22 protein-coding genes are annotated in these 21492 nt (G+C 71.1%); 9 read left to right on the plus strand and 13 right to left on the minus strand.

Features of this window, described 5'->3' with window-relative positions:
- The first annotated feature begins 13 nt into the window (after positions 1–13).
- The gene (locus ID574_RS13580) at positions 14–2218 is read left to right on the plus strand and encodes a polysaccharide lyase 8 family protein (protein WP_188189142.1); all 2205 of its coding nucleotides are present in this window, start codon (positions 14–16) and stop codon (positions 2216–2218) included.
- A 3-nt stretch (positions 2219–2221) separates the two neighbouring features.
- On the opposite strand, the gene ID574_RS13585 is transcribed toward ID574_RS13580, so the two are convergent.
- Both ID574_RS13585 and ID574_RS13590 read right to left on the minus strand, forming a co-directional pair.
- Positions 2222–3406, minus strand: a complete 1185-nt coding sequence (locus tag ID574_RS13585) for a CU044_5270 family protein (protein ID WP_188189143.1) — start codon at positions 3404–3406, stop codon at positions 2222–2224.
- Positions 3403–3912, minus strand: coding sequence for an RNA polymerase sigma factor (locus tag ID574_RS13590; RefSeq protein ID WP_188189144.1), 510 nt, complete (start codon positions 3910–3912; stop codon positions 3403–3405). The genes ID574_RS13585 and ID574_RS13590 overlap by 4 nt, the downstream gene beginning before the upstream one ends.
- A gap of 180 nt (positions 3913–4092) precedes the next feature.
- Here ID574_RS13590 and ID574_RS13595 point away from each other — a divergent pair, with 180 nt between their 5' ends.
- On the plus strand, positions 4093–5133 hold the full coding sequence (locus ID574_RS13595; protein WP_188189145.1) for an endo-1,4-beta-xylanase: 1041 nt from the start codon (positions 4093–4095) through the stop codon (positions 5131–5133).
- Between the two features lie 106 nt (positions 5134–5239).
- Entirely contained in the window at positions 5240–5695 is a 456-nt protein-coding gene (locus ID574_RS13600) for a VOC family protein (protein WP_188189146.1), read from the plus strand.
- Between the two features lie 37 nt (positions 5696–5732).
- Here ID574_RS13600 and eno read toward each other — a convergent pair whose 3' ends face one another.
- The 7 genes from eno to ID574_RS13635 form a co-directional block, all read right to left on the minus strand.
- Positions 5733–7016, minus strand: a complete 1284-nt coding sequence (gene eno, locus ID574_RS13605; RefSeq protein WP_188189147.1) for a phosphopyruvate hydratase — start codon at positions 7014–7016, stop codon at positions 5733–5735.
- A 144-nt stretch (positions 7017–7160) separates the two neighbouring features.
- A complete protein-coding gene (locus ID574_RS13610; RefSeq protein ID WP_188189148.1) occupies positions 7161–8603 on the minus strand; it encodes a hypothetical protein in 1443 nt (480 codons plus the stop codon).
- A 98-nt stretch (positions 8604–8701) separates the two neighbouring features.
- Entirely contained in the window at positions 8702–9271 is a 570-nt protein-coding gene (locus ID574_RS13615; protein ID WP_188189149.1) for a DUF1097 domain-containing protein, read from the minus strand.
- Positions 9272–9284: 13 nt separating this feature from the next.
- Entirely contained in the window at positions 9285–10316 is a 1032-nt protein-coding gene (locus ID574_RS13620; protein ID WP_188189150.1) for an alpha/beta fold hydrolase, read from the minus strand.
- A gap of 30 nt (positions 10317–10346) precedes the next feature.
- A complete protein-coding gene (gene fmdA / locus ID574_RS13625) occupies positions 10347–11594 on the minus strand; it encodes a formamidase (RefSeq protein WP_188189151.1) in 1248 nt (415 codons plus the stop codon).
- Between the two features lie 28 nt (positions 11595–11622).
- On the minus strand, positions 11623–11904 hold the full coding sequence (locus ID574_RS13630; RefSeq protein ID WP_188189152.1) for an FmdB family zinc ribbon protein: 282 nt from the start codon (positions 11902–11904) through the stop codon (positions 11623–11625).
- Positions 11905–12009: 105 nt separating this feature from the next.
- Positions 12010–13110, minus strand: a complete 1101-nt coding sequence (locus ID574_RS13635; RefSeq protein WP_188189153.1) for a substrate-binding domain-containing protein — start codon at positions 13108–13110, stop codon at positions 12010–12012.
- An 89-nt stretch (positions 13111–13199) separates the two neighbouring features.
- Here ID574_RS13635 and ID574_RS13640 point away from each other — a divergent pair, with 89 nt between their 5' ends.
- Positions 13200–13649 (plus strand): MarR family winged helix-turn-helix transcriptional regulator, encoded by a 450-nt coding sequence (locus ID574_RS13640; RefSeq protein ID WP_223166652.1) that lies wholly within the window; start codon positions 13200–13202, stop codon positions 13647–13649.
- Positions 13650–13653: 4 nt separating this feature from the next.
- Here ID574_RS13640 and ID574_RS13645 read toward each other — a convergent pair whose 3' ends face one another.
- Both ID574_RS13645 and ID574_RS13650 read right to left on the minus strand, forming a co-directional pair.
- Complete coding sequence (locus ID574_RS13645; RefSeq protein ID WP_188189154.1) at positions 13654–15132, minus strand: serine/threonine-protein kinase; 1479 nt, start codon at positions 15130–15132, stop codon at positions 13654–13656.
- A 218-nt stretch (positions 15133–15350) separates the two neighbouring features.
- Entirely contained in the window at positions 15351–16727 is a 1377-nt protein-coding gene (locus ID574_RS13650) for a hypothetical protein (RefSeq protein ID WP_188189155.1), read from the minus strand.
- A 142-nt stretch (positions 16728–16869) separates the two neighbouring features.
- On the opposite strand from ID574_RS13650, the gene ID574_RS13655 reads away from it, so the two are divergent.
- The 5 genes from ID574_RS13655 to ID574_RS13675 are packed head-to-tail and all read left to right on the plus strand — an operon-like array spanning position 16870 to position 19957.
- Positions 16870–17199: an ArsR/SmtB family transcription factor gene (locus tag ID574_RS13655; protein WP_223166653.1), complete on the plus strand. Its 330-nt coding sequence runs from the start codon at positions 16870–16872 to the stop codon at positions 17197–17199.
- A gap of 10 nt (positions 17200–17209) precedes the next feature.
- On the plus strand, positions 17210–18433 hold the full coding sequence (locus tag ID574_RS13660) for a GNAT family N-acetyltransferase (protein ID WP_188189157.1): 1224 nt from the start codon (positions 17210–17212) through the stop codon (positions 18431–18433).
- Between the two features lie 44 nt (positions 18434–18477).
- Positions 18478–18825 carry an ArsR/SmtB family transcription factor gene (locus ID574_RS13665; RefSeq protein WP_188189158.1) on the plus strand — a complete coding sequence of 116 codons (348 nt, stop codon included), beginning with the start codon at positions 18478–18480 and terminating at the stop codon, positions 18823–18825.
- The gene (locus ID574_RS13670) at positions 18822–19559 is read left to right on the plus strand and encodes an aquaporin (protein ID WP_188189159.1); all 738 of its coding nucleotides are present in this window, start codon (positions 18822–18824) and stop codon (positions 19557–19559) included. The genes ID574_RS13665 and ID574_RS13670 overlap by 4 nt, the downstream gene beginning before the upstream one ends.
- A complete protein-coding gene (locus tag ID574_RS13675) occupies positions 19556–19957 on the plus strand; it encodes an arsenate reductase ArsC (protein ID WP_188189160.1) in 402 nt (133 codons plus the stop codon). Before ID574_RS13670 ends, ID574_RS13675 begins: the two co-directional genes overlap by 4 nt.
- Here the strand turns inward: ID574_RS13675 and ID574_RS13680 are convergent.
- Positions 19843–20283, minus strand: coding sequence for a DUF418 domain-containing protein (locus ID574_RS13680; protein WP_188189161.1), 441 nt, complete (start codon positions 20281–20283; stop codon positions 19843–19845). The genes ID574_RS13675 and ID574_RS13680 overlap by 115 nt on opposite strands.
- A 465-nt stretch (positions 20284–20748) precedes the next feature.
- Positions 20749–21165: a DJ-1/PfpI family protein gene (locus tag ID574_RS13685; RefSeq protein WP_188189558.1), complete on the minus strand. Its 417-nt coding sequence runs from the start codon at positions 21163–21165 to the stop codon at positions 20749–20751.
- Between the last annotated feature and the right edge of the window lie 327 nt (positions 21166–21492).

Here is a 21492-nt window from a genome sequence, read left to right on the forward strand (position 1 = left end):
CGATAATCGGGGCGTGCAGCGGCGATCGTTCCTCCGGCTCGGCGGCGTGGCCGCGGCCGGGATGCTGGGGGCGCTGGTCCAGGCGGAGGTCGCGCACACGCCCGACGACTCGTTCATCCGATTACGCCGCCGATGGCGGGAGGTCAGCGCGGGCTCCGGCTACGACCCGGCCGCGGAGCCGTATCGGACGTGGCTGGCCGGGCTGGGCCGGGCGGCCGCCCGGCACCGCGACGCGATGGAGCCGTCCAGCGCCTCGCTCTGGCCTGACCAGGCCTTCCCTTCGTTCGTGGCGACGCCGCGGCGGCTGCGGGCCATGGCGCACGCGTACGTGCTGGAGGGGACCGGCCTGACCGGCGACCCGGGCCTGGCCGCAGCCGTCGCCGCCGGGATCGACCACTACCGGCGGCACGTGTACGCGGCCGGCGCCGACGCCGTGGGCAACTGGTGGCACTGGCGGATCGGCGTACCGAAGGCGCTGCTCGACGCGGCCGTGCTGGTCGGCCTCGACGAAGGGCGAAGCGCGGCCCTGCGGGACGCTGTGGACCACTTCGTCCCCGAATGCCGCCTAGCCAGCTACAGCGGCACCAGCACCGGCGCCAACCGGGTGGACCTGTGCCTGGTGATGCTGCTGCGGGCCATGCTCGGCTCGGATCCGGGCAAGGCGGACCTGGCGGTCTCGGCGCTCGATCCGGTGTTCCGCTACGTCGGTGAGGGCGACGGGTTCTACCGGGACGGTTCGTTCATCCAGCATACGTACGTCCCCTACCAGGGCGCCTACGGGGTGACGCTGCTGTCGGGGCTCGCCACGATGTTCGCGGTGCTGCGCGGCTCGCCGTGGGAGGTCACCCATGAGATCGCGTTCGACGCGGTCGAGAGGTCGTTCGCGCCGTTCGTGCGTGACGGGGCCTGCATGGACCTGGTACGCGGGCGCGGCGTCGGCCGCAGGCCCTTCGGCGACCACGAGAAGGGCCGCGAGATCGCCGCCGCGGTCCTGCTGCTCGGCGACGTGGCCCCGGCCGCCTACCGGGCCCGCTGGCACGCTCTGGTCAAGGGCTGGGCGGCGCGGAACACGCACCGGCCGATGCTGGAGCACCGCGAGCCCGCCTTCCACGCCCGCCTGGCGGCGATCATGGCGGACGACGCCGTCCCCGCCGCGCCCGAGCCGGTCGGGCACCGGCTGCTGCCGATGAGCGCCAGGGCCGTGCACCGGCGGCCGGCCTGGTGCGCGGCACTCAGCATGGCCTCCCACCGGATCGGCCACTACGAGCACGGCAACGGCGAGAACCTGCGCGGCTGGCACACCGGCTCGGGAATGCTCTACTGGTGGGCCGACGGGCACGGCGACCAGTACTCCGACTCCTTCTGGCCCACCGTGGACCCCTACCGCCTGCCGGGCACGACCGTCTCCACCCGGCGGCTGCCCGACGGCGCGGGCGAGGGATGGGGCGACACGTGCCCGCCGTGGCGGTGGGTGGGCGGGGCCACGGACGGCCTCCATGCCGCCGTCGGCCAGCACCTCACCGGGCTGGAGAGCACGATGGAGGCGTTCAAGTCGTGGTTCTTCCTCGACGACGCCGTCGTCTGCCTGGGCGCGGGCATCACCTGCGAGGACGGGACACGCGTCGAGACGGTCGTGGACAATCGCAGGACCGGTGCCGAGCTCACGCTCGGGGAAGGCTGGGCCCACCTCGACGGCCACGGCGGCTACGTGGTCCGAGGGCCCTTGCGCACGCTGCGGGAGCGCCGCAGCGGCGGCGGCGTGGCCCGCGACTACGTGACGCTCTGGCTGGACCACGGCGTCGATCCCCGCTCGGCCGGTTACGTCTACGTGCTGCTGCCCGGGGCTCCGCGGGAGGCGACCCGGGCACGGGCCGCCGATCCCGGCTGGCTGCGGGTGCTCGCCAACACCTCGCGTCTGCAGGCCGTGCGAGTGCCCTCGCTCGGGATCACGGCGGCGTGCTTCTGGAACGCCGGGGCCGCCGGCGGCCTGACCGCCTCCGCCCCCTGCGCGGTCCTGGTCCGCGAGCACGGCGACGGCACCGCCGCGCTCACCGTGGCCGATCCCCGGTGCGACCTGGACGAGCTGTCCGTGACCTGGGCCCGGCCGGTGACCTCGCTGGTCAGCGGTGACGCCCTCCTGACCGGCTCCACGTTCGTCTTCCGCGGGCTGGCCGGCCGGGAGGGCGCCTCCGTCACGGTCACCGTGCGGCTCGGCTGAGCGTCAGCCCTCCGGCCGCGCCTTCGGCGTGTCGGTCCAGCCCATCTGCTCCAGCGTCACCTTCAGCAGCGGCTTGTCCTTCTCCCACACCTCGTACTGCAGGAGCTCGGCCGTCTCACCGTCGATGATCAGCCGGTACGAGATCGCATCCGCCGTGGACACGGAGAGGGCGGCCCCGGTGCGCCCCATGGTGTCCGCGACCTGGCCCTGCGACGTGATGCCCGGTTGGTCGGCGAGCACCTTGAACAGGGCGGACCGGGTGGCCGGGGTGATCGGCGCGGTCATCAGGTCCACCCCGGTCTGCCACAGGTAGCCGCGCTTGTCCGTCTGCGCGGTGTTCGGGCTGCGCTTCCAGAGCGCTTCCAGCTCCCCCTTCAGCGCGCCCTCGGTCGTGGGCAGGTCCGAAAGGTTCTGCAGCGTGAGGCTGGGGTTGTCGATCGACAGGATCCGCTCGGTGTCGTCGAGGCGGACTCTGGGCGTGCTCTCGACCAGCTTGGGGGAGCCCGCCGCCTTCCAGGCCGCCTCGTCCTCGGGGGAGCCGAACGTGACCGTCACCGGGTGGCTCAGCGAACGGCCGGGCTCGCCCTTCTTCATGGCCCGCCAGGACTCGCGGGTGTCGGCCGAGTAGGCCAGGTACGGCAGATCCGTCGTCTTCAGCTCGAGGAACTTCGCCTCGAACTCCTTCTTCGTCGCGGCGAGCCCTTCCGGGGCGCCCTCGAGCTCCTTCTCCTTCTTCTCCATCTCCTCGATGAGGGCCTTGGCCTTGGCCTCGTACTCGCTCGGCACGACGCGGACCTTCGTGAAGGTGCGTTCGCGCACGTACCAGTAGCGGCCGGCGCGGGCCGGGTCGCGCATCGCGGTCGAGGCCGCCGCCAGCAGGAACGAGCGGGCGTTCACCGGCCGGGCGGAGGGTGTCCGTGTCTCGCTCGGCGCGGCGATCGGGGCCTGGCGAGGGTTGGGGAGGGCTGCGGGGCTCTGGCCGGAGACCACTACGACAGCGGCGGCCGCGGCTAGCCCGGCCACTACCGTGCCCGCCACCAGCAGGAACGGCCTGCGGGAGCGGCGGCGCGGGGTGCGCGGGGCCGCGAAGGCGTGGGCGAGGTCGGCAGAGCGGCGTCGCCGGTACGCCTCCTCGGTCAGCTCGTCGAGTGCCGCCGGCTTGAGCTCGGCGAACATGCGGTCGGTCATGCCATCCTCCGGGACGGGTATCCCACGCGGAGCGCCTGGTTCAGGCGTTTACGCGCGCGGTGCAGCCTGACGTTGTACGTGCGGACCGAACAGCCCATGACGGCGGCCGCCTGCTCGGGCGGCAGGCCGTACCAGGTGGCGAACACCATCGCCTCCACGTCCTGCTCCGGTAGGGCCGAGAGCGCGGCCAGGGCGGCCTCCCTGTCGGCGACGTGCTCGGCGACGTCGCCGCCCACCTGCTCTCGGTGGAGTGCCGCTATCCGATCGACCAGGGCCTGCCGCCGATGACGTGAATCACGCTGCTTGGCCAGCAGGTTGCGGGCCACCCCGAGCAGCCACGGCAGCGGCGGCTCGGGCAGGTCGTCGAGCCGCCGCCAGGCCACGAGGAACGTCTCGCTGGAGACGTCCTCGGCCACGTCGCGCTCGACCCGCAGCAGGGCGTAGCCGAGCACGCTCCGGTAGTGCCGGTCGTAGAGGTCGGTGAATCGTTCTTCGGGATCGTCCACGAACAGAAGTCCCTCCAGACGATCCTGGATTACACCGTCACTCGCCTTTTGTCCGCGCGTTCCGGTATTCCGGCACCACCAGCGACCCCGTTTCTCTTGACGCCCGGGGCTCGCAGCGCTTAGGTTCCCGGCGACCGGCGAAATATATCGTTACGTCGCCGAAACTTTCGGAGGTCACCGGTGAAGCCACTGATCCTCGCCCTGGCGCTCGTCCTCGCCGCACCGCTCCCCGCCCAAGCAGCCCACCCCCGCCCGCCCCGTGACCTGCGCGAACTGGCGCACCAGCACGGCATCAGGATCGGCAGCGCCGTCGACATCGCCGCCCTGCGTGCCGAGGCCGACTACCGCAAGGTGCTGAACCGCGAGTTCTCCCACGTCACCGCCGAGAACGCGATGAAGTGGGAGTCCGTCGAGCCCGAGCGAGGCGTCTTCACCTGGGCCGACGCCGACGCCTTGGTCGAGAACGCCCGCCGCAACCACCAGCGGGTACGCGGCCACACCCTCGTCTGGCACAACCAGCTGCCCGCCTGGCTGACCACCGGCGTCGAGAACGGCACCATCGGCGCCACCGAGCTCAGGAAGATCCTGCGGGACCACATCACCACCCAGGCACGCCGCTACAAGGGCAAGATCAGGGCCTGGGACGTGGTGAACGAGGTGGTCAACGACGACGGCACCATGCGGCAGAGCATCTGGCTCACCCACCTCGGCCCCGGCTACATCGCCGACGCCTTCCGCTGGGCCCACCGCGCGGACCCGCACGCCAAGCTCTACATCAACGACTACAACCTGGAGTGGAACGCCCCCAAGATCGAGACCACGCTCTCGATCGTCAAGGACCTCCAGGCGCAGGGCGTCCCCATCCACGGCATCGGCTTCCAGGGCCACCTCGGCATCCAGTACGACTACCCGGGCGACTGGGCCAACGTCATGCGCCGCTTCGCCGACCTGGGCCTGGAGGTCGCGGTCACCGAGCTGGACGTGCGCATGGAGCTGCCGGTCACCCCCGAGAAGCTCGCCACCCAGGCCGAGTACTACCGCCGGGCGCTGACCGACTGTCTCAGCGTCAAGGCCTGCCGCGAGTTCACCGTCTGGGGCTTCACCGACCGGCACTCGTGGGTGCCCGGCTGGTTCCCCGGTCAGGGCGCGGCCTGCCTGTTCGATGAGAACCTGGCGCCCAAACCCGCCTACCACGCCCTGCTGAGCGTGAAGAAGGGGTAGCCCCGCAGCCCTCTCAGAAATTTCCCGGCCGCCGTGTCGATCCGGCCGGAGGACGTTCGACGCGTTGGTGTCGGAACACCTTCAAGCCAGTGAAAGGCACGGCGTCATGCAGAAGATCACCACGTACCTCTGGTTCGACAACCAGGCCGAGGAGGCCGCCCAGTTCTACACGACGCTCTTCGACGACTCGCGCGTCGTGGACGTCCACCGCAACGGCGACGACGGCCCGGCGATGATGGTCACGTTCGAGCTGGCCGGCCAGCGCTTCCTCGCGCTGAACGGCGGCCCGCAGTTCACCTTCACCGAGGCCATCTCGCTGTACGTCGAGTGCGAGGACCAGAAGGAGGTCGACGACCTCTGGGCCAGGCTCACGGAGGGCGGCGAGGAGTCGCAGTGCGGCTGGCTGAAGGACAGGTGGGGCCTGTCCTGGCAGATCATCCCGCGCCGCCTGCCGGAGCTGCTGAGCGACCCCGAGCCCGCCAGGGCCGAGCGCGCCGTCCAGGCGATGCTGGGTATGAAGAAGATCGACGTCCAGGCTCTGGAGGACGCCGCCAACGGCTGAGCGGCGCCGCAGGCGGTGGCCGGTGGGCGGCTCACGCTCACCGGCCACCCCCGTCGGCCAGCCCGTACGGCAGGTCGGGCCGCTGCGAGGCGATGTGCAGCAGCCGGTTGTACTTGATCACCCGCTCCCCCCGCGCGGGCGCACCGGCCTTGATCTGCCCGCAGCCGCTGGCCACCGCCAGCTCCGCGATGAAGTCGTCCACGGTCTCGCCGGAGCGGTGCGAGACCATCCGCGCGTACCCGTGCTTGCGGCACAGCTCCATCGCCTGCAGCGTCTCGGTGACGGTGCCGACCTGGTTGACCTTGATGAGCGCGGCGTTGGCGATCTCCCCGGCGATGCCCCGTCCGATGAGGGAGGGGTTCGTGACGAACACGTCGTCGCCGACGAGTTGCAGCCGCTCGCCGAGCCGGTCGGTCAGCCGCCGCCAGCCCTCGAGGTCGTCCTCGGCCAGACCGTCCTCGATGCTCCAGATCGGGTAGTCGTCGGCGAGCTCGGCGTACAGCTCGATCAACTCCAGGCCGGACAGGCGCTCGCCCGCCACCTGGTAGTCGCCGTCGCTCCGGCGGAACCGGGAGGCGGCCGGGTCCAGCGCGATGGCCACCTGGTCGCGGGCGGGGACATATCCGGCGTCGTCGATGGCTTGCACCAGCGCGGCCAGCACCTCGCGCGGGCGGGTGAAGTCGGGCGCCAGGCCACCGTCGTCGCCCTGGCCGGTCGGGTGGCCCGCCGCCGCCAGGTTCCTCCGCAGGACGGCGTAGATCTCCGCCCCCGCGCGCACAGCCTCGGCCATGGAGGGCGCGCCGATGGGGGCGATCATGAATTCCTGGAAGTCGAGCTGGTTGGAGGCGTGCAGGCCGCCGCTGACGAGGTTGAAGTGCGGCACCGGCATCCGCGGCCGCACCGTGTACGGGGAGAGGAACTCCCACAGCTGCTGGCCGTGGGAGGAGGCCACGGCACGCGCGGTGGCCATCGACACGCCCACGGTGGCGTTGCCGCCCAGCCTGCTCTTGTCGGACGTGCCGTCCAACTCGATCAGGGCCTGGTCGACATCGGCCAGCGAGTGCCACGGGCGGCCCTTGAGCCGGTGGAAAATCGATCCGGTGATGCGGGCCGCCGCGCGGGTCACGCCGGCGCCGTCGTACCGGGTGGTGTCACCGTCGCGCAGCTCGACCGCCTCTTTCGTGCCGGTGGAAGCACCGGAGGGCACTCCGGCCCATCCGGTCGCGCCTCCGGCCAGAGTGAGGGTCACCGACAGGGTCGGGCGGCCACGCGAGTCCAGGATCTGCATGGCGCCCAGGTCGATGATGTGGAACGCGCACACGGCTCCTCCATATGGGGTGCGTCACGGGTCGCTTACGACGGTGTCATGGTCGTCCGCGCGTACATAGGGCAGATCGCCCTCACCGCACCACGGGTACACATGTCAGACATCTCCAGCACCCGCGCCGCCTGACCTGGCCGCGACTCAGCGGGGGAGGTAGGCGTACCACGTGCCGGGCCGCACGCCCGCCAGCGGTCTCCTCTCCCAGGTCTGGAGGAACGGCGCGGGCATGGCGCGTCCCTCGTCGACGGCGACCACCTGCTTGCCCGCGCTCCCGGCATCGCGGACCGCCGCCGGACTCTCGCTCTGCTGCGGCCAGCGCAGCACGGTGTGCCCTTCGCAGCCCATCCGGTAGGCGATCATCACCGCGTGCTCGCCGTACACCAAGCACGGCCGGCGCACCCCCAGGCCGCCCAGCTCCTGGGCGACCTCGACGTCGGCCCCCCGCTTGGCCAGCCGGGCGGCGACGACCTTGTCCAGCGTCAGCCCTTGGAGTGTGAACTGGGCCAGCAAACCGGTGGCGACCAGGCCGGCGGCGACGACGCGCCGGCCTTCCAGCAGCCGGAGGACGCCGTACGCGATCGGGAACGCCAGCAGCGCGTACGTCGGCAGCAGGAACCGGGGCGCGGCGTAGCCGACCAGGAAGACGTACGGCAGGGCCATCGACAGGCCGGCGGCGGCCGGCAGCGCGCACTCGGCCAGGAATCCGCGGCGGCGCGCGGCGTACAGGCCGAGCAGGACGAGGACCGGGATCGTGCCCCACCAGAGGAGCCAGGGCAGCAGGGCGGGCCCGCAGTGCGCGGGAGGCCGGCAGAGCAGCGGCCCGTTGAGCGCCCGGGCGTGCTCGTACAGCGAGAAGTGCAGGCCGGTCTCGTTCGCCGCCCCCGCGGCCGCCCAGCGGGCGGCGAGCCCGCCGAACCTGACGTACGCCTCGATGATCCAGTCGGCCCAGCCGGCGGCCAGGCCCCCGAACAGGGCGATCCCGGCCCCGGCCCGCCGCCGTCCCGGCAGGGCGAGCGCCACCGCGAGCGGGAGCACGAGCCAGATGCTGTCCGGCGGCCGCAGCAGCGCCACCGCGCACACGCTCACCGCCAGCCCGATCAGTGGCCCACGCCCGCCACCGGGCCGCACGCACCGCAGGAAGCAGCCGACGGCGGCCACCGCGCCGAACGCCACCCACAGGTTCGGCATGACCTCGTTGCCGTAGAACAGCGACAGCCACAGGGAGGCGAAGAGCAGACCGGCCAGCGGCACCGCCGGCCCGGACCGCACCCGCAGCCAGACCCCGAACGACACGTACAGCGCCAGGGCCGACAGCAGGCACAGATAGACCCGCAGCGCCTCCGTCGAGGCGGTGACGAACACCACCGGCGCGACCAGCAGGGTGACGCCCCGGGCCCGCGGCGCGATGAACTCGGCGGCCGGCACGCGCGGATCGACCTGGCTGACGTAGACGACCTCGTCCCACCCCAGCCCCATCTCCGGGGTGACGACGACCAACTGGACGAGCCCGTAGCAGACGGCCACCAGGGCCAGCGACGCCCGCCACGGATCTGCCCGCACCCACGAGTGAAGTGATTTCCTCATTCCCACCGGCCTCTTCTTAGCGCCGACGGGGGAGCGAGGACGGGCATGGCGACAACGCTTGCCGGAACCCATGCCCATCCATGAAACGCCGCCAGGCGTCAGCCTCCCGCGGAGGCCTCCGAGGCGGCCTCCGCGGCGGCGGCCCGCCGGTCCGGCTGCTCGGCGGCGGCCGGCGCGAACATCAGCCGCAGGCCCAGGAAGGCGCACAGCGGGCCGAGCGCGCTCATCGCGGCCGAGCTGACGAACGCGGCGGCCAGGTTGCCGGAGGCGAAGCCGAATCCGCCGAAGTAGGTGGCGAACAGCGACGCGAACCCGAAGAACATCCCGGGGATGAGGGACAGCGCCCGCAGGCGGCCGGCCGCCAGCAGCGTGCCGTTGACCACGAAAATCACCAGTCCCAGGGCCACGGTCCGGCCGAAGGTCGTGCTGCCGAACATGTCGCCCGTGGCCTGGTTGAGCAGGACGGCCGCCACGCCGAACCCCGCCCCGGCGGTGGTGGCGGTGATCAGCTTCACCGCGTTGTCCCTGGTCGGTCCGCCGAGGAGGAAGGTGCCGGCCCAGGTGATGAAGATGGCCCACGTCGGCAGGTTGAGCGGGCTCATGGCGAGGAAGACGGTGGCGAAGGCGACGATCGAGGCGCTGACCTCATGAGGCAGGCGAAAACGCATGACGGCCCCCGCCTCAGCCCAGGCCGCCCGGCTTGGCCAGCAGCTCACGCAGGGCCGCGTCGATGAACGCGGTGTCCTTCGGATTGCTGCCGTGCCCGGCGAAGTGGCCCCAGATGCCCGGGATGACGCGGAGTTCGGCGTTGGTCATGTGTCCGACCGCCCAGGCCTCGTCCTCCGGCGGGAAGTAGAGGTCCTTCTCCGCCGGCATCACGATGGACGTCGCCTTGATGGAGGCGAGGGCGGCCTCGGTGTCGCCGTCGAAGCCGGGAGTGCGCCCGACGTCTCCGTTCTGCCAGGTCCAGAGCATGGACAGCAGGTTGTTCGGGTCCCGGCCGTCCAGGAAGAAGCCCTCCCAGAAGCCGACCAGGAAGTCCTCCAGGGAGGTGTAGCCGAGCTGCTCGTACGCCTTCTCCCAGTAAAAGGCCTGGGAGAAGCCCCACCCGGCGTACACCCGGGCCAGGGCGCGCAGCCCGGTGGTCGGCCACTGGCCGCCGTACCAGCCGCCGGCGAAGACGGCGTCCGCTGTCAGGGCGGCTTTCACGCCTTCCAGGAAGACGATGTTGTGGATGCTCGTACGCGGAGAGCCGCAGAACGGGGCGATCCGCTCGACCATCTCGGGGTGGCTCACCGCCCACTGGTACGTCTGCCCAGCGCCCATGGACCAGCCCGTCACCAGGGCCACGCGCTCGATGCCGAACTGCTCGGTCACCAGCCGGTGCTGCGCCACGACCTGGTCGTAGACCGTGATGCGCGGGAAGCGCGCCCGGTCGTAGGGAGGTGGGGTGTTGCTCGGGGAGCTGGACAGGCCGTTGCCGAGCATGTTCGGCACGATGATGAAGTACTGGTCCGGGTCGAGCGCCATGCCCTGCCCGATGAGCCACTCGTTGTCCCAGTGCCGCCCGGAGTACCAGGTGGGGTAGACGATGACGTTGCTCTTGTCCGCGTTCAGCTCGCCGTACGTCTTGTAGGCCAAGAAGGCGCCGCGGAGGGTGGCGCCGTGCTGGGTGGTGAAGTCGCCCAGCTCGAAGGTCTGGTGGTCGTTCATGGAGGGTCTCGCTTCCGATGCCGAAAGGGGTCAGGAGGTCACGGCGCACTGGCCGCGGTCGGCCTTGCGGGGGCCGTCCGCCGTCGGGCGGATGTCGAAGTCGAAGATCGCGGTCGGCAGGTAGAGCGTGCTGCACGCGTTGGGGATGTCCACCACGCCGCTGAGCCGGCCCTCGATCGGCGCCGAGCCGAGCAGGAGGTAGGCCTGCTCGCCGCTGTACCCGAAGGACTTGAGGTACTCGACCGCGTTCAGACAGGCGTTGCGGTACGCCAGCGTGGCGTCGAGGTAGTGGTTGGTGTCGGTGGAGTGGTCCACGGAGATGCCGACGAACGAGAGGAACTCGCTGTAGCGGGGCTCGACGTTGCCGGGCATGAAGATCGGGTTCGTGGTCACGCCGTACTTCTCCATGCCGCCTTTGATGAGGTCGACATGGAGGTCCAGGAACCCGCCCATCTCGATGGCGCCGCAGAAGGTGATCTCCCCGTCGCCCTGGCTGAAGTGCAGGTCGCCGGCGGACAGCAGGGCGCCGGGCACGTGCACGGGGTAGAACACGCGGGAGCCGCGGGTGAGGTTCTTGATGTCGTGGTTGCCGCCGTTCTCCCGGGCCGGCACCGTACGGGCGCCCTCCTGGGCGACCCTGGCCGCCTCCGCGCCTGCGAGCTGTCCGGCCAGCGCGTTGTCCGCCAGCGGCGGCAGCGCGAGCGCCGGCACCCGGTACGGGTCGGTGTCGATGAGGGCCTGCTCGCGGGCGTTCCACCGGGCCAGCAACCCGGCGGACGGGGCGGTGCCCATGAGCCCGGGATGGGTGATCCCGGTGTACCGGACCCCGGGGATGTGCCGCGAGGTGGCCATCTGCCCGTGGAAGTCCCAGATGGCCTTGTACGAGTCCGGGAAGTGGTCGGTGAGGAACCCACCGCCGTTGTCGCGGGCGAAGACACCGGTGTACCCCCATCCCGACCCCGACCCGTCGCCTGTCGGCTGCGGGATCGGCCCCAGGTCGAGGATGTCCACGATGAGCAGGTCGCCGGGCTCGGCCCCTTCCACCGCGATCGGGCCGCTGAGCATGTGCGCGTGCGTGAGGTCGACGTCGCGCACGTCGTTGGCCGAGTCGTTGTTGCCGATCTGGTTGTCGGTCCAGTCCCTGCATTCGAGACGGAACTCCGTTCCCGGCGACACGGTGGCGGCCGGCGGGATGTCCGGGTGCCAGCGGTTGTGACCCGGGATCTTCTGATCGCGCATGGACAGGGTCTGGTCGACGCTGAAGACGACTTGCGGCATGTGCTGCCTCCAAAGACTGGTTCGCCGATCAGGGCTTCGGCAGTAGGGCGTGTCGGGGGTCGGCCGACGGCGCGGGTCCCCGGCGTGCCGCCGGGACCTCGCCGACGACGCGGGGCTCGTACGCGCCGGCCTCCTGGGCCCGCAACGCCTGCGCCAGGGCGGCCGGGGTGCGGGTCAGCATGGGCGAGGTGAAGACCCGCCGGGACCGGTGCCCGCAGCCGTCACACGGCTCCTCGGGCCGGGCCTCCCCGATCGGGCGTCGTACGTCGAAGGGTCCGCATTCCGCGCAGCGGTACTGGTAGGTCGCCATGGGCACCTCCAAAAGCTTCCGTTAGGAAGTATTTTTGGCGGAAGTAAATCCGGGAGATGCCGAATGTTACATGCGTGTAAACGAAGTGAGCCGCTGACGCGCGGGCTAGGAGAGCTGCTGGAGGACGTCCCACTGCAGGCCGTCGGCGGCCGCGAGGAACACGCGCTGGTTCAGGTGCCGGTTCCGCACCTGGACGGTGCCGCGCGGGCTCTCGTACTCCAGCCCTTCGGCCATCGCCTGGATGCGTTCCACGTCGAACGCGCCCGCCCGGCGCAGCAGCTCGGTGAGCATGCGCACGCCTTCGTAGCAGGACTCGCCCAGGCTGTTGAGCACCGGCGCCTGCGGCCCGAACCTGCGCCCGTAGGCGGCGGCGAAGTCGAGCCCGGAGGCGGTCGGCAGGTCCTCGAAGTATCCGGCCGAGGTCATCAGGCCTCGCGTGTTCTCCGGCCCCGTGGCGAGGAGCACGTTCTCCTCGATCAGCGAGCTGAACCGGATGTGGTCCCGATCCAGCCCCGCGCCGCTGAACGAGCGGTTGAAGGCGACGGCGTCGTTGCCGATCAGGAGCATGAGGACGGCCTCGCACCCGCTGACCGCGACCCGGCGGAGCGTCTCGTCGAAGTCCTCGGTGCCCAGCGGCACGTAGATCTCGTCGCACACGACGCCGCCCAGCTCGGCCAGGTAGCGGCGGGCGGCGCGGGCAGAGGACCGCGGCCAGACGTAGTCGTCGCCCACGATCGTCCATCGCCGGATGCCCAGCTCGCCCGCGAACCACTCCAGCGTCGGCCGCAGCTGGCGGTTCGGCGTCTCGCCGGTGAGGAACACCCCGGGGGAGCGCTCGCCGCCCTCGTAGAGCGCCGTGTAGACGTACGGCACCCGGCCGCCGATGCGCGGGGCGACGACCTCGCGTACCGCCGAGATGTGCCAGCCCGCCACGGCGTCGATCATGCCCGCGCAGATCAGCGCGTCGATCTCCGTCGCCACCTGCTCGGGCGGCGCACCCCCGTCGACGAGCACCAGCCGCAGCTCTTTGCCCAGCACCCCGGACTCGGCGTTGACCTCTTCGGCCGCCAGTTGCGCACAGCACTCGCAGGACGGCCCGAAGATCCCGGCCGGCCCCTGGAGGGGGATGACGAGGGCGACGTCCAGCGTGTCACGGCTCCCGGGCCCCGCGAGAGAGCCGGGCCACAGGCGCGCCTTCTCGATCATAGAGGTTACGGTAGCGATTAGTTATTACGGGAACATTTCCTCGCGATAGGAAATGCTACCGTTGGAGGCGTGACCACCACGACGATCTCTTGGCAGGGAAATTGACGACCGCGGCGACCGTACATCGCGACCTCGACTTCGCACGGCTCCTCACGCTCGTCGAACGCGGCGTCGTGCAAAGGCTCGGTGCGGCGCTGAAGGCGGAGGACGCCACGCTGGAGGAATGGCGCGTCCTGTCACTCCTGGGCGACGGCAACGGCCATCCCATGACGGAAATAGCCGAATTCGCGATGCTGCCGCCGCCGACCCTCACCAAGATCATCGACCGCATGGTGTCGCTGACCCTCGTCCACCGCCGGGTGGACGAGGCGGACCGCCGGCGGGTGCTGGTCTTCGCGACGGACCGCGGCCGCCAGGCACTCGAGAGGTGGACCGCCACGGTGGAGCGTCAGTTCGGCGAGATCGTCGACGCCGTCGGGGGTGAGGAGATCGCCCTCTTGAGAGCCCTCCTCGCCCGCATGTCCACCCGTCTGGGGTGACGTCCTACGCGAAGCCCCGCACCAGGGCCGTGATCAGCGAGATCAGCGTGACCGGTGCCATCACCGCGACCGCCGCCGTGGTCACGCCCGGCCCCGGCAGGACGCGGGCGAGCACACGTGTGGCCGCCTGGCGCACCGGCCCCGCGCCGGGCAGCACGAACAACCCGAGCGTGTAGACGCCCGTGGCGAAGGACGCCGCGTGAGCGGCTCTCATCCCGAGGACGCTGTCCAGCAAGAACGAGGCCAGCAAGCCGACCGCCAGCGCCAGCAGCACGTGCCCCACCGTCACGAGCAGGGCCCTGAACAACGTCTGCCGGTTCTCGCCGAAGAAGAGGTATTCGCCGATGCGCAGCGCCAGTGAGAGCCCGGCCGCCAGGGTGCCCACGACGACCGGCATGGCGACGGTCAGCGCCACCAGCGTGGCGAGCAGCAGCACCCCGACGAGCCGCCTGCTGCGCAGGAACGGCTGGAAGTCGGCGGGCGGTGTGTACGGCGGCGGCTGGGGCGCGGGGAAGTCCGCCACCCGCTGCTCGGTGCGCGGCATCGGCGGCTGGACCGGGGCCGGGACCGGCGCGGGCACGTAAGGCGGCGGCTGCCTCTGGCTGTAATCGACCGGCGGCAGCAGGTCGGAGTAGGTGTTCATGGTCAGCGTGCGGTCAGGCCGCAGGTCGGCGCCGGGAGCGGGGGCGTGATCGAGCGCCCTGGCCATCCGCAGCAGCTCCTGTGCGCTGGGCCGGGCCGCCGGATCGACCTGCAGCGCCTGCGAGAGCCAGCCGCGCAGCCACGCGGGCGCCCGGTCGATCTGAGCCAGCCCCTCCATGATGTTGAAGCAGACCGCCTCGAACGTCCCCGTGCCGAACGGCGGCAGCCCCGTCGCGGCGAAGAACACCGTCGAGGCCAGCGCGTGCACGTCGGCCGCCTGAGTGATCTGCGAGTTACGGATGATCTCCGGCGCCAGGTATCCGGGCGTCCCAACGAACATCCCCGACTGCGTCAGCCGGGTCGCGTTCACCAGATGCGCGATGCCGAAGTCGATGACGAGCGGCTCCCCGTCGACCAGCATGACATTGGACGGCTTGAGGTCCCGATGGATCACCCCGGCCGCGTGAATGGCCACCAGCGCCTGGCAGAGCCCCTGGGCGAGCCTGATGACCGCACACGGCTCCAGAGCCCCGTCGGACAGGACGGTCTCCTCCAGCGTGCGGCCCGGCACGAAACGCGTCACCACATAGGGCCGGCCGCCCGCCAGCTCGGCGTCGACCACCTCGGCCACGTACTGGTTACGCACCCGCCGCATGGTCTCCACCTCGCGGACCAGCCGGTCGCGCGCCTTGAGATCGGCGGCCACGTGCGGATGCAGCACCTTGACGGCCACCTCGCGGCCCCGGCCGTCGACCCCGAGGTGGACGACCCCCATGCCGCCCTCGCCGATCTTCCTGATCAGCCGGTACGGGCCGAGATGCTCCTGCGTCTGAGCGCTCATCCCCGACGTCATCCTCCTGAATTCCCCCTCATCACGCCGCCTCCGCGCCCGCCGGCCCGGAGGTCCTCCCGTGACGTGTCCCCGAGATGCACCGTAAACGAAGAACGGCGTGAGCGCGGCGGCGTCACACCGGCGGGGGCGCCCCGCCTACCGAGGAGCCTAACGGCAGCAAGCACCTCTTCCGGGGTGAACCGGTATAGCCCCATGAAGGGGGCGCGTCAGCGTACGAGTCGCACGCGGATGCCGTGCGCGTCGGCGCGTTCGACGCCTGCCGCGTCGACGTTCGTGATGGGGATCAGACCGCGGACCTGACCGGTTCGGCCATCGTCCGTCATGCGGATGATCAGCAGGCCCGGGTCCGTGCCGTGCGAGGAGTGCGGGTCGCCGGAGAGCGGGTTCGGGCCGCGCGTCGAGGCGAACACCCACGCGTGGTCGGGGGACGAGGCGAACAGGTCCACCGTCGGGTCGGCGCTGAACGGAGAGGTCAGCGGCACCGTGTTGACGTGGGCGCCGGTGCGGCCGTCGAAGACCTCCACCACGTTCCCGTCGCGGTCGCCCACCCAGACGTGGCGCTCCTTGGCGCTGACCGCGGTGCCGTGGGCGTCGCGGTCCGGCGCGTCGTCGTCGTACAGCCGCTCCACGGGAGGCGTGTTCGGCGGGTTCGCGGCGGAGTAGCCGCTGCGCGGCAACCGGAAAACGCTGAACTGGTCGAGGTTGGCAGGGGTGCCGCCGCCCCCGTCGCCGAAGACGGCGCCCATCGCCTCGATGAAGCCGCAGCCGTTCGCCGGCACGTGATCGTCGTCGTACTCGCCGACGATGGCCATCGGCGTGGCGCGCCAGTCCACGACGAACATGCCGCCGCCCCGCAGACTGACGAAGACGGGGCCGTTGCCGGAGCGGTGAGCCTGGGGGCGGAGAGCGGTAGCTTGCGTGACCAGCGGAGCCCCCGTGCGAGCGCGACCATCAGACGCAGAGGGGATGAACGGGCAGATCGGTGCGTTGTCGGGGCGGGTCTCGGGGGACTGGCAGGGCGCGCCGTTCGGGGTGGTGCAGCCCGCCAGGTCGAGCGTGGCCGCGGGCTCCTGCGTGAACGCGCCGGCGCCGTAGTCGGTGCGGATCCGCTCCAGCTTCTTGCCGTTCTGGTTGGCGATGATCAGGTAGCGGTCGTCCTCGGTGGGCCAGAGGGCGTGCGCCTGCCGGGCGCCGCCGGCTCCGACCTCGGTCTGGAAGCAGGCGAGCGGCCGGCGGGAGGCCGCGTCGAAGATCACCACGTGGCCGCTGGCGACGAAGGCGAGCGCCGCGTGGGTGTCGGCCTTGTTGAACACGATCATGTGGGGTCTGACCGGGTTCCGGCCGGTGCTCGCCAGGCACAGGGACGAGGTGGCGCCGCCGAGATCGATCACGTCAGTGGGGCGGGCGGCGGAGAGCCGCTTGGTGACGTCGGCGCCGTCGTACACGTGGACGGTGCCGCCGTGGGTGAGGCCGTTCGTGTCGGACTGGTCGACCAGCCATATCTCGTAGCGGTCCTTGGGCGCCTCGGCCGCCCCCACGGTGAGTGTCATCAGCAGCGCGACGATCATGGCACGCCATTTCAAGGCGCCTCCCCCGGCCTGTCTCCAGCACTGACTCCGTCCGCAGTGTCTCCGCGATCTCATACCAGGACAAGAGTTGATATTTCGCGAAAAAAAGGGTGTTCCTCCCGGTTGCTTCATCGACTATCGTCGATTATCGATGGATATGGAGAAGGGACCCCTGGAGCGGGCCGCGGCCGAGGAGTACGCGAGCTGGTTCAAGGCTCTCGCCGACGCCACCCGGATCCAGATCGTGTCGCTGCTGGCGCGGCGGCGGACGCCGATGAGCGTGGGGGAGATCGTGGCCGCCTCCGGCGTGGGGCAGTCCACGGTCTCGCACCACCTGAAGATCCTGGCCGACGTGCGGTTCGTGCTGGTCGAGCGGCAGGGCACGTCAAGCCTGTACCGGATCAACGAGGCCTGTGTGAGCTGCTTCCCGACCGCCGCCGATGTGGTGATGGGCAATCCCGTCCCGGCCCCGCCCACCTGTGAGTGAGGAGACCGTCATGGCGTACGACGAGATCGTGGACCGCTACTCCCGGCTGGCCAGGGCCGCGGCCGTCGGCCAGGCCGTCACGGACTGCGGTCCCGACGCCTTCGAGCAGGGATCGTTCGGCTCCGCCGCCTACGACGACACCGGCGCGCTGCCCGAGGCGGCGGTGCGGGCCAGCCTGGGATGCGGCAATCCGGTCGCCGTGGCCGAGCTGCGGGCCGGGGAGACCGTGCTGGACCTCGGGTCGGGTGGCGGGATCGACGTGCTGTTGTCGGCGCGCAGGGTCGGGCCGCACGGGAAGGCGTACGGACTGGACGCCAGCCCCGACATGCTGGCCCTGGCCCGTCGCAACGCCGAGCAGGCCGGCGTGGCCAACGCCGAGTTCCTGCAGGGCGCCATCGAGGACGTGCCGTTGCCCGACAGGGCGGTGGACGTGGTCATCTCCAACTGCGTGATCAACCTGTCCGACGACAAGGCGGGCGCGCTGGCGGAGGCCTTCCGGGTGCTGCGGCCGGGCGGCCGGTTCGGCGTCAGTGACGTCGTGACCGACGGGGACGCCGACCCCGGGCGGCGGACCCGGGTGGAGCGGCGCATCGGGTGCGCGACAGGGGCCCTGTCCGTGGCCGCCTACCGCGAGCTGCTGCGCCGGGCGGGGTTCGTCGGGGTCCGCGTCACGTTGACCGCCGACCACGGTGAGGGCGTTCACTCGGCGATCGTCCAGGCCGCCAAGCCGGCCGCCGGCACCGGGCTGGAGATCCGGCCCATGCGGGACGGCGACGCCGACCAGGTGCTGGCCATCTACCAGGCGGGGCTCGACACGGGCGAGGCCAGCTTCGAGACGACGGCGCCGAGCTGGGAGGGGTTCACCGCGGGCAAGCTGCCGGACCTGCGTTATGTCGCCGCCGACACCCGAACCGGCGAGGTCGTGGGCTGGGTGGCCGCCTCGGCGGTCTCCAGCCGGTGCGTCTACGCCGGTGTGGTCGAGCACAGCGTCTACGTCCATCCCGGCTGCCAGGCCCAGGGCATCGGCAGGGCGCTGCTGTCGGCGTTCGTCGCCGCCGGCGAGGACGCCGGCGTCTGGACGATCCAGTCCGGCATCTTCCCGGAGAACGCCGCCAGCCTCGCGCTGCACCGGGCGCTGGGCTTCCGCGTGGTCGGCACCCGCGAGCGCATCGGCCGCCACCACGGCCGCTGGCGCGACGTCGTCCTCGTGGAACGGCGCAGCCCTCTTTTCTGATATCGACGCCCATTGATATCGACGGTTGCCGATAAGCTGAGGTCATGGAGGAGTTGAACCTGCTGGAGTGCTGTCCGCCGATGGCGCACGAGCCTCTCGGCGAGCAGGAGGCGGCCGCTCTGGCGCGGGTCTTCAAGGCCCTCGGCGATCCGGTACGACTCCGCATCATCTCGATCGTCGCCGGCCACGAGGGCGGCGAGGCGTGCGTCTGCGATCTGACGGCGAGCTTCGATCTCGGCCAGCCGACGATCAGCCACCACCTCAAGGTGCTGAAGGAGGCCGGCCTGCTCACCTCGGAGCGGCGTGCCTCCTGGGTGTACTACCGGCTGGTGCCGGACCGGCTGGCCCAGCTGTCCGCGTTGCTGACCCTGCCCGCCGAGGCGGCCCGGTGATCCCCCTGCCGCGCAGGCTCCTGGCGGAGTTCACCGGCACGGCACTGCTGGTGGCCGTGGTCGTCGGCTCCGGCATCATGGCGCAGACCCTGTCTCCGCGGGACGTGGGCCTGCAGCTGCTGCAAAACTCCACCGCCACCGTCTTCGGCCTGGCCGTGCTCATCGTCACGCTCGGCCCCGTCTCCGGCGCCCACTTCAACCCGGTGGTGTCCCTCGCCGACTGGTGGCAGGGCCGGCGCACCCGTGCCGGCCTGTCCGCGGGGGAGCTGGCCTCCTACGCCTGCGCCCAGGTCCTCGGCGCGGTCGCCGGGGCGATCCTGGCCAACGCCATGTTCGACCGCGCCGCGATCAGCTGGTCCACCGCTGAGCGGGCGGGCGCCCCGCTGTGGCTCGGCGAGCTGGTCGCCACCGCGGGGCTGGTGCTGGTCATCTTCTGCCTGACCCGATCCGGCCGCACGGCGGTCGCGCCCGCGGCGGTGGCCGGCTACATCGGGGCGGCCTACTGGTTCACCTCCTCCACCAGTTTCGCCAACCCCGCCGTCACCGTCGGCCGGGCCTTCTCCGACACCTTCGCCGGCATCGCCCCGGCCTCGGTGCCCGGCTTCGTCGCGGCCCAGCTCGTCGGCGGCGCGATCGGGCTCCTCCTCGTCCACGGTCTCTTCGGTCCGCCGCCGGCAGGCACCCCCGAGCCGGTCGTCCCCCGTCCCCAGGAAGAAAGAGGAGCCGCCTCATGAGCGACAAGCCCAGCGTCCTGTTCGTGTGCGTGCACAACGCCGGACGCTCCCAGATGGCCGCCGGATGGCTGACGCACCTGGCCGGGGACACGGTGGAGGTCCGGTCCGCGGGCTCCGAACCGGTCGGCCAGGTCAACCCGGTCGCTGTGGACGCCATGCGCGAGGTCGGCATCGACATCTCCGCCGCCCGGCCGAAGATCCTCACCCCCGAGGCGGTGCAGGACTCCGACGTGGTCATCACCATGGGCTGCGGCGACGCCTGCCCGGTCTTCCCCGGCAAACGCTACGAGGACTGGAAACTCGACGACCCGGCCGGGCAGGGCATCGAGGCCGTCCGCGCCATCCGCGACGAGATCCGCGACCGCGTCCGCGACCTCATCGCCGACCTGAAGGGCTGAGGGGTTTTCGCGCGAGGGCCGGTCGGCAAAGAGCTGATCAGTCCTTCCCCGCGCGCCCGGCCGCCGGCGCCGTAGATTAGTCGGCGCAGCAGGACCTCGGCCGGTCCGCGGTGGCCGGCGACCCCGATCCACTCGGCCAGCGTGATCGACACCACCCAGACCGCGATCGCGATCCCGAGGGTCGCGGCGAAGCCCATGTCGTCGTGCAGGCCCAGGGCGAACGGGTAGAACAGCGCCACCCACACCGCGGCCTGGAACAGGTAGAACGTCAGAGCCCCGTGTCCGGCGTGCCGGTCACCGTCGGTGTGTTGGCGGGAATCTGTCACATGTTGTCATTCCAGCCACTTGGCCGGGTCGTCGGCCGGTTCCAGGATGGTCGTCATGCATCCTGTTCGCGCGTCTGCTCGCCCGGCACCGTGGGATGCGGCCGCGCCCGGACTATGACCCGGAGCTGCTGTTCCTGGCGTGCGTGCTGCACGACGTCGGGCTGAACGACGAGGGCAACGGCGGCCAGCGCTTCGAAGTGGACGGCGCGGATCTGGCCGCGGAGTTCATGACCGCGCGCGGCTTCTCCGCCGAGGCGGTCGACACGGTCTGCAGGCCGTCGCGCTGCACACCTCGCCGGGGATCGTCGAGCGGCGTGGCGGGGTGTGCGCGTTGTCCAACGGCGGCACCGTCATCGACATCACCGCCCAGGGCAGCGAGTTCATCTCCGATGCCGACGCCAAGCTGATCCACGACGCCTACCCCCTGTTGTCCGCCGTACGGGCGTTGGTCGACGCGATCGTCGGTCAGGTCGCCGCCCGCCGGGAGAAGGGCCCGCCGATCACCGTGCCCGGCGAACTCGCCCGGCAGCGCAGCGAGTGCGGCAGCGCCAGCGCGAACGCCCCGGTGCAGATCGACACGATGCGTTTGCCCTGATCGTGTGCCCTGGCGAGCACCTCCAGCACCGCCGGCGCCGGTCGCGCATCCGTCGTGTAGCCCGGGACGATGGTCGTGTCCGCCTGGCGCGCCACGTTCAGCCCGCCGGTCACCCGTACGGTGAAGCCCGCGTCCGTCGCCACCTCGCCCGGCTTCGCGGCGCACAACGTCATCCGGTACGGCGTGCCCGGCCGCTGCGCGAACACCAACGTCGGAATGCCGAGGTCGAAGGGGATCACACGGGGGAGGACGAGGACGGCGACACGGTGGACGGTCGTGGCGGGAATCTATCGCACAGTGGCATTCCCGTTACCGCCGAGGAGTCTGGCCTCTTCAACGGCTTCCGCCGGGTTCGAGCCGGCGGAAGCCGTAGCCGTCGCGTGCCGGGTCCAAGTGCCTGGTGACCTGTTCGAAGAGGCGTTCGGCTCGTTCATAACATGCCTCTCCCAGGCCGTTAACCAGCGGTTTTATGGGTATCGGCCCGACGTGTGAGAGCGCCGATCGTACGCCGGACCGAGAGAGGTGCATATGTCGTCCGAACTCCCGGACTCGCGTGTTCCGCCCGAGGCGGAGCCTGCATCGAGGTTGTCTCGGCGTACGTTCATCGCGGTAGC

It is taken from the genome of Nonomuraea sp. SYSU D8015 (genome assembly GCF_008065375.1).
GTDB lineage: Bacteria > Actinomycetota > Actinomycetes > Streptosporangiales > Streptosporangiaceae > Nonomuraea.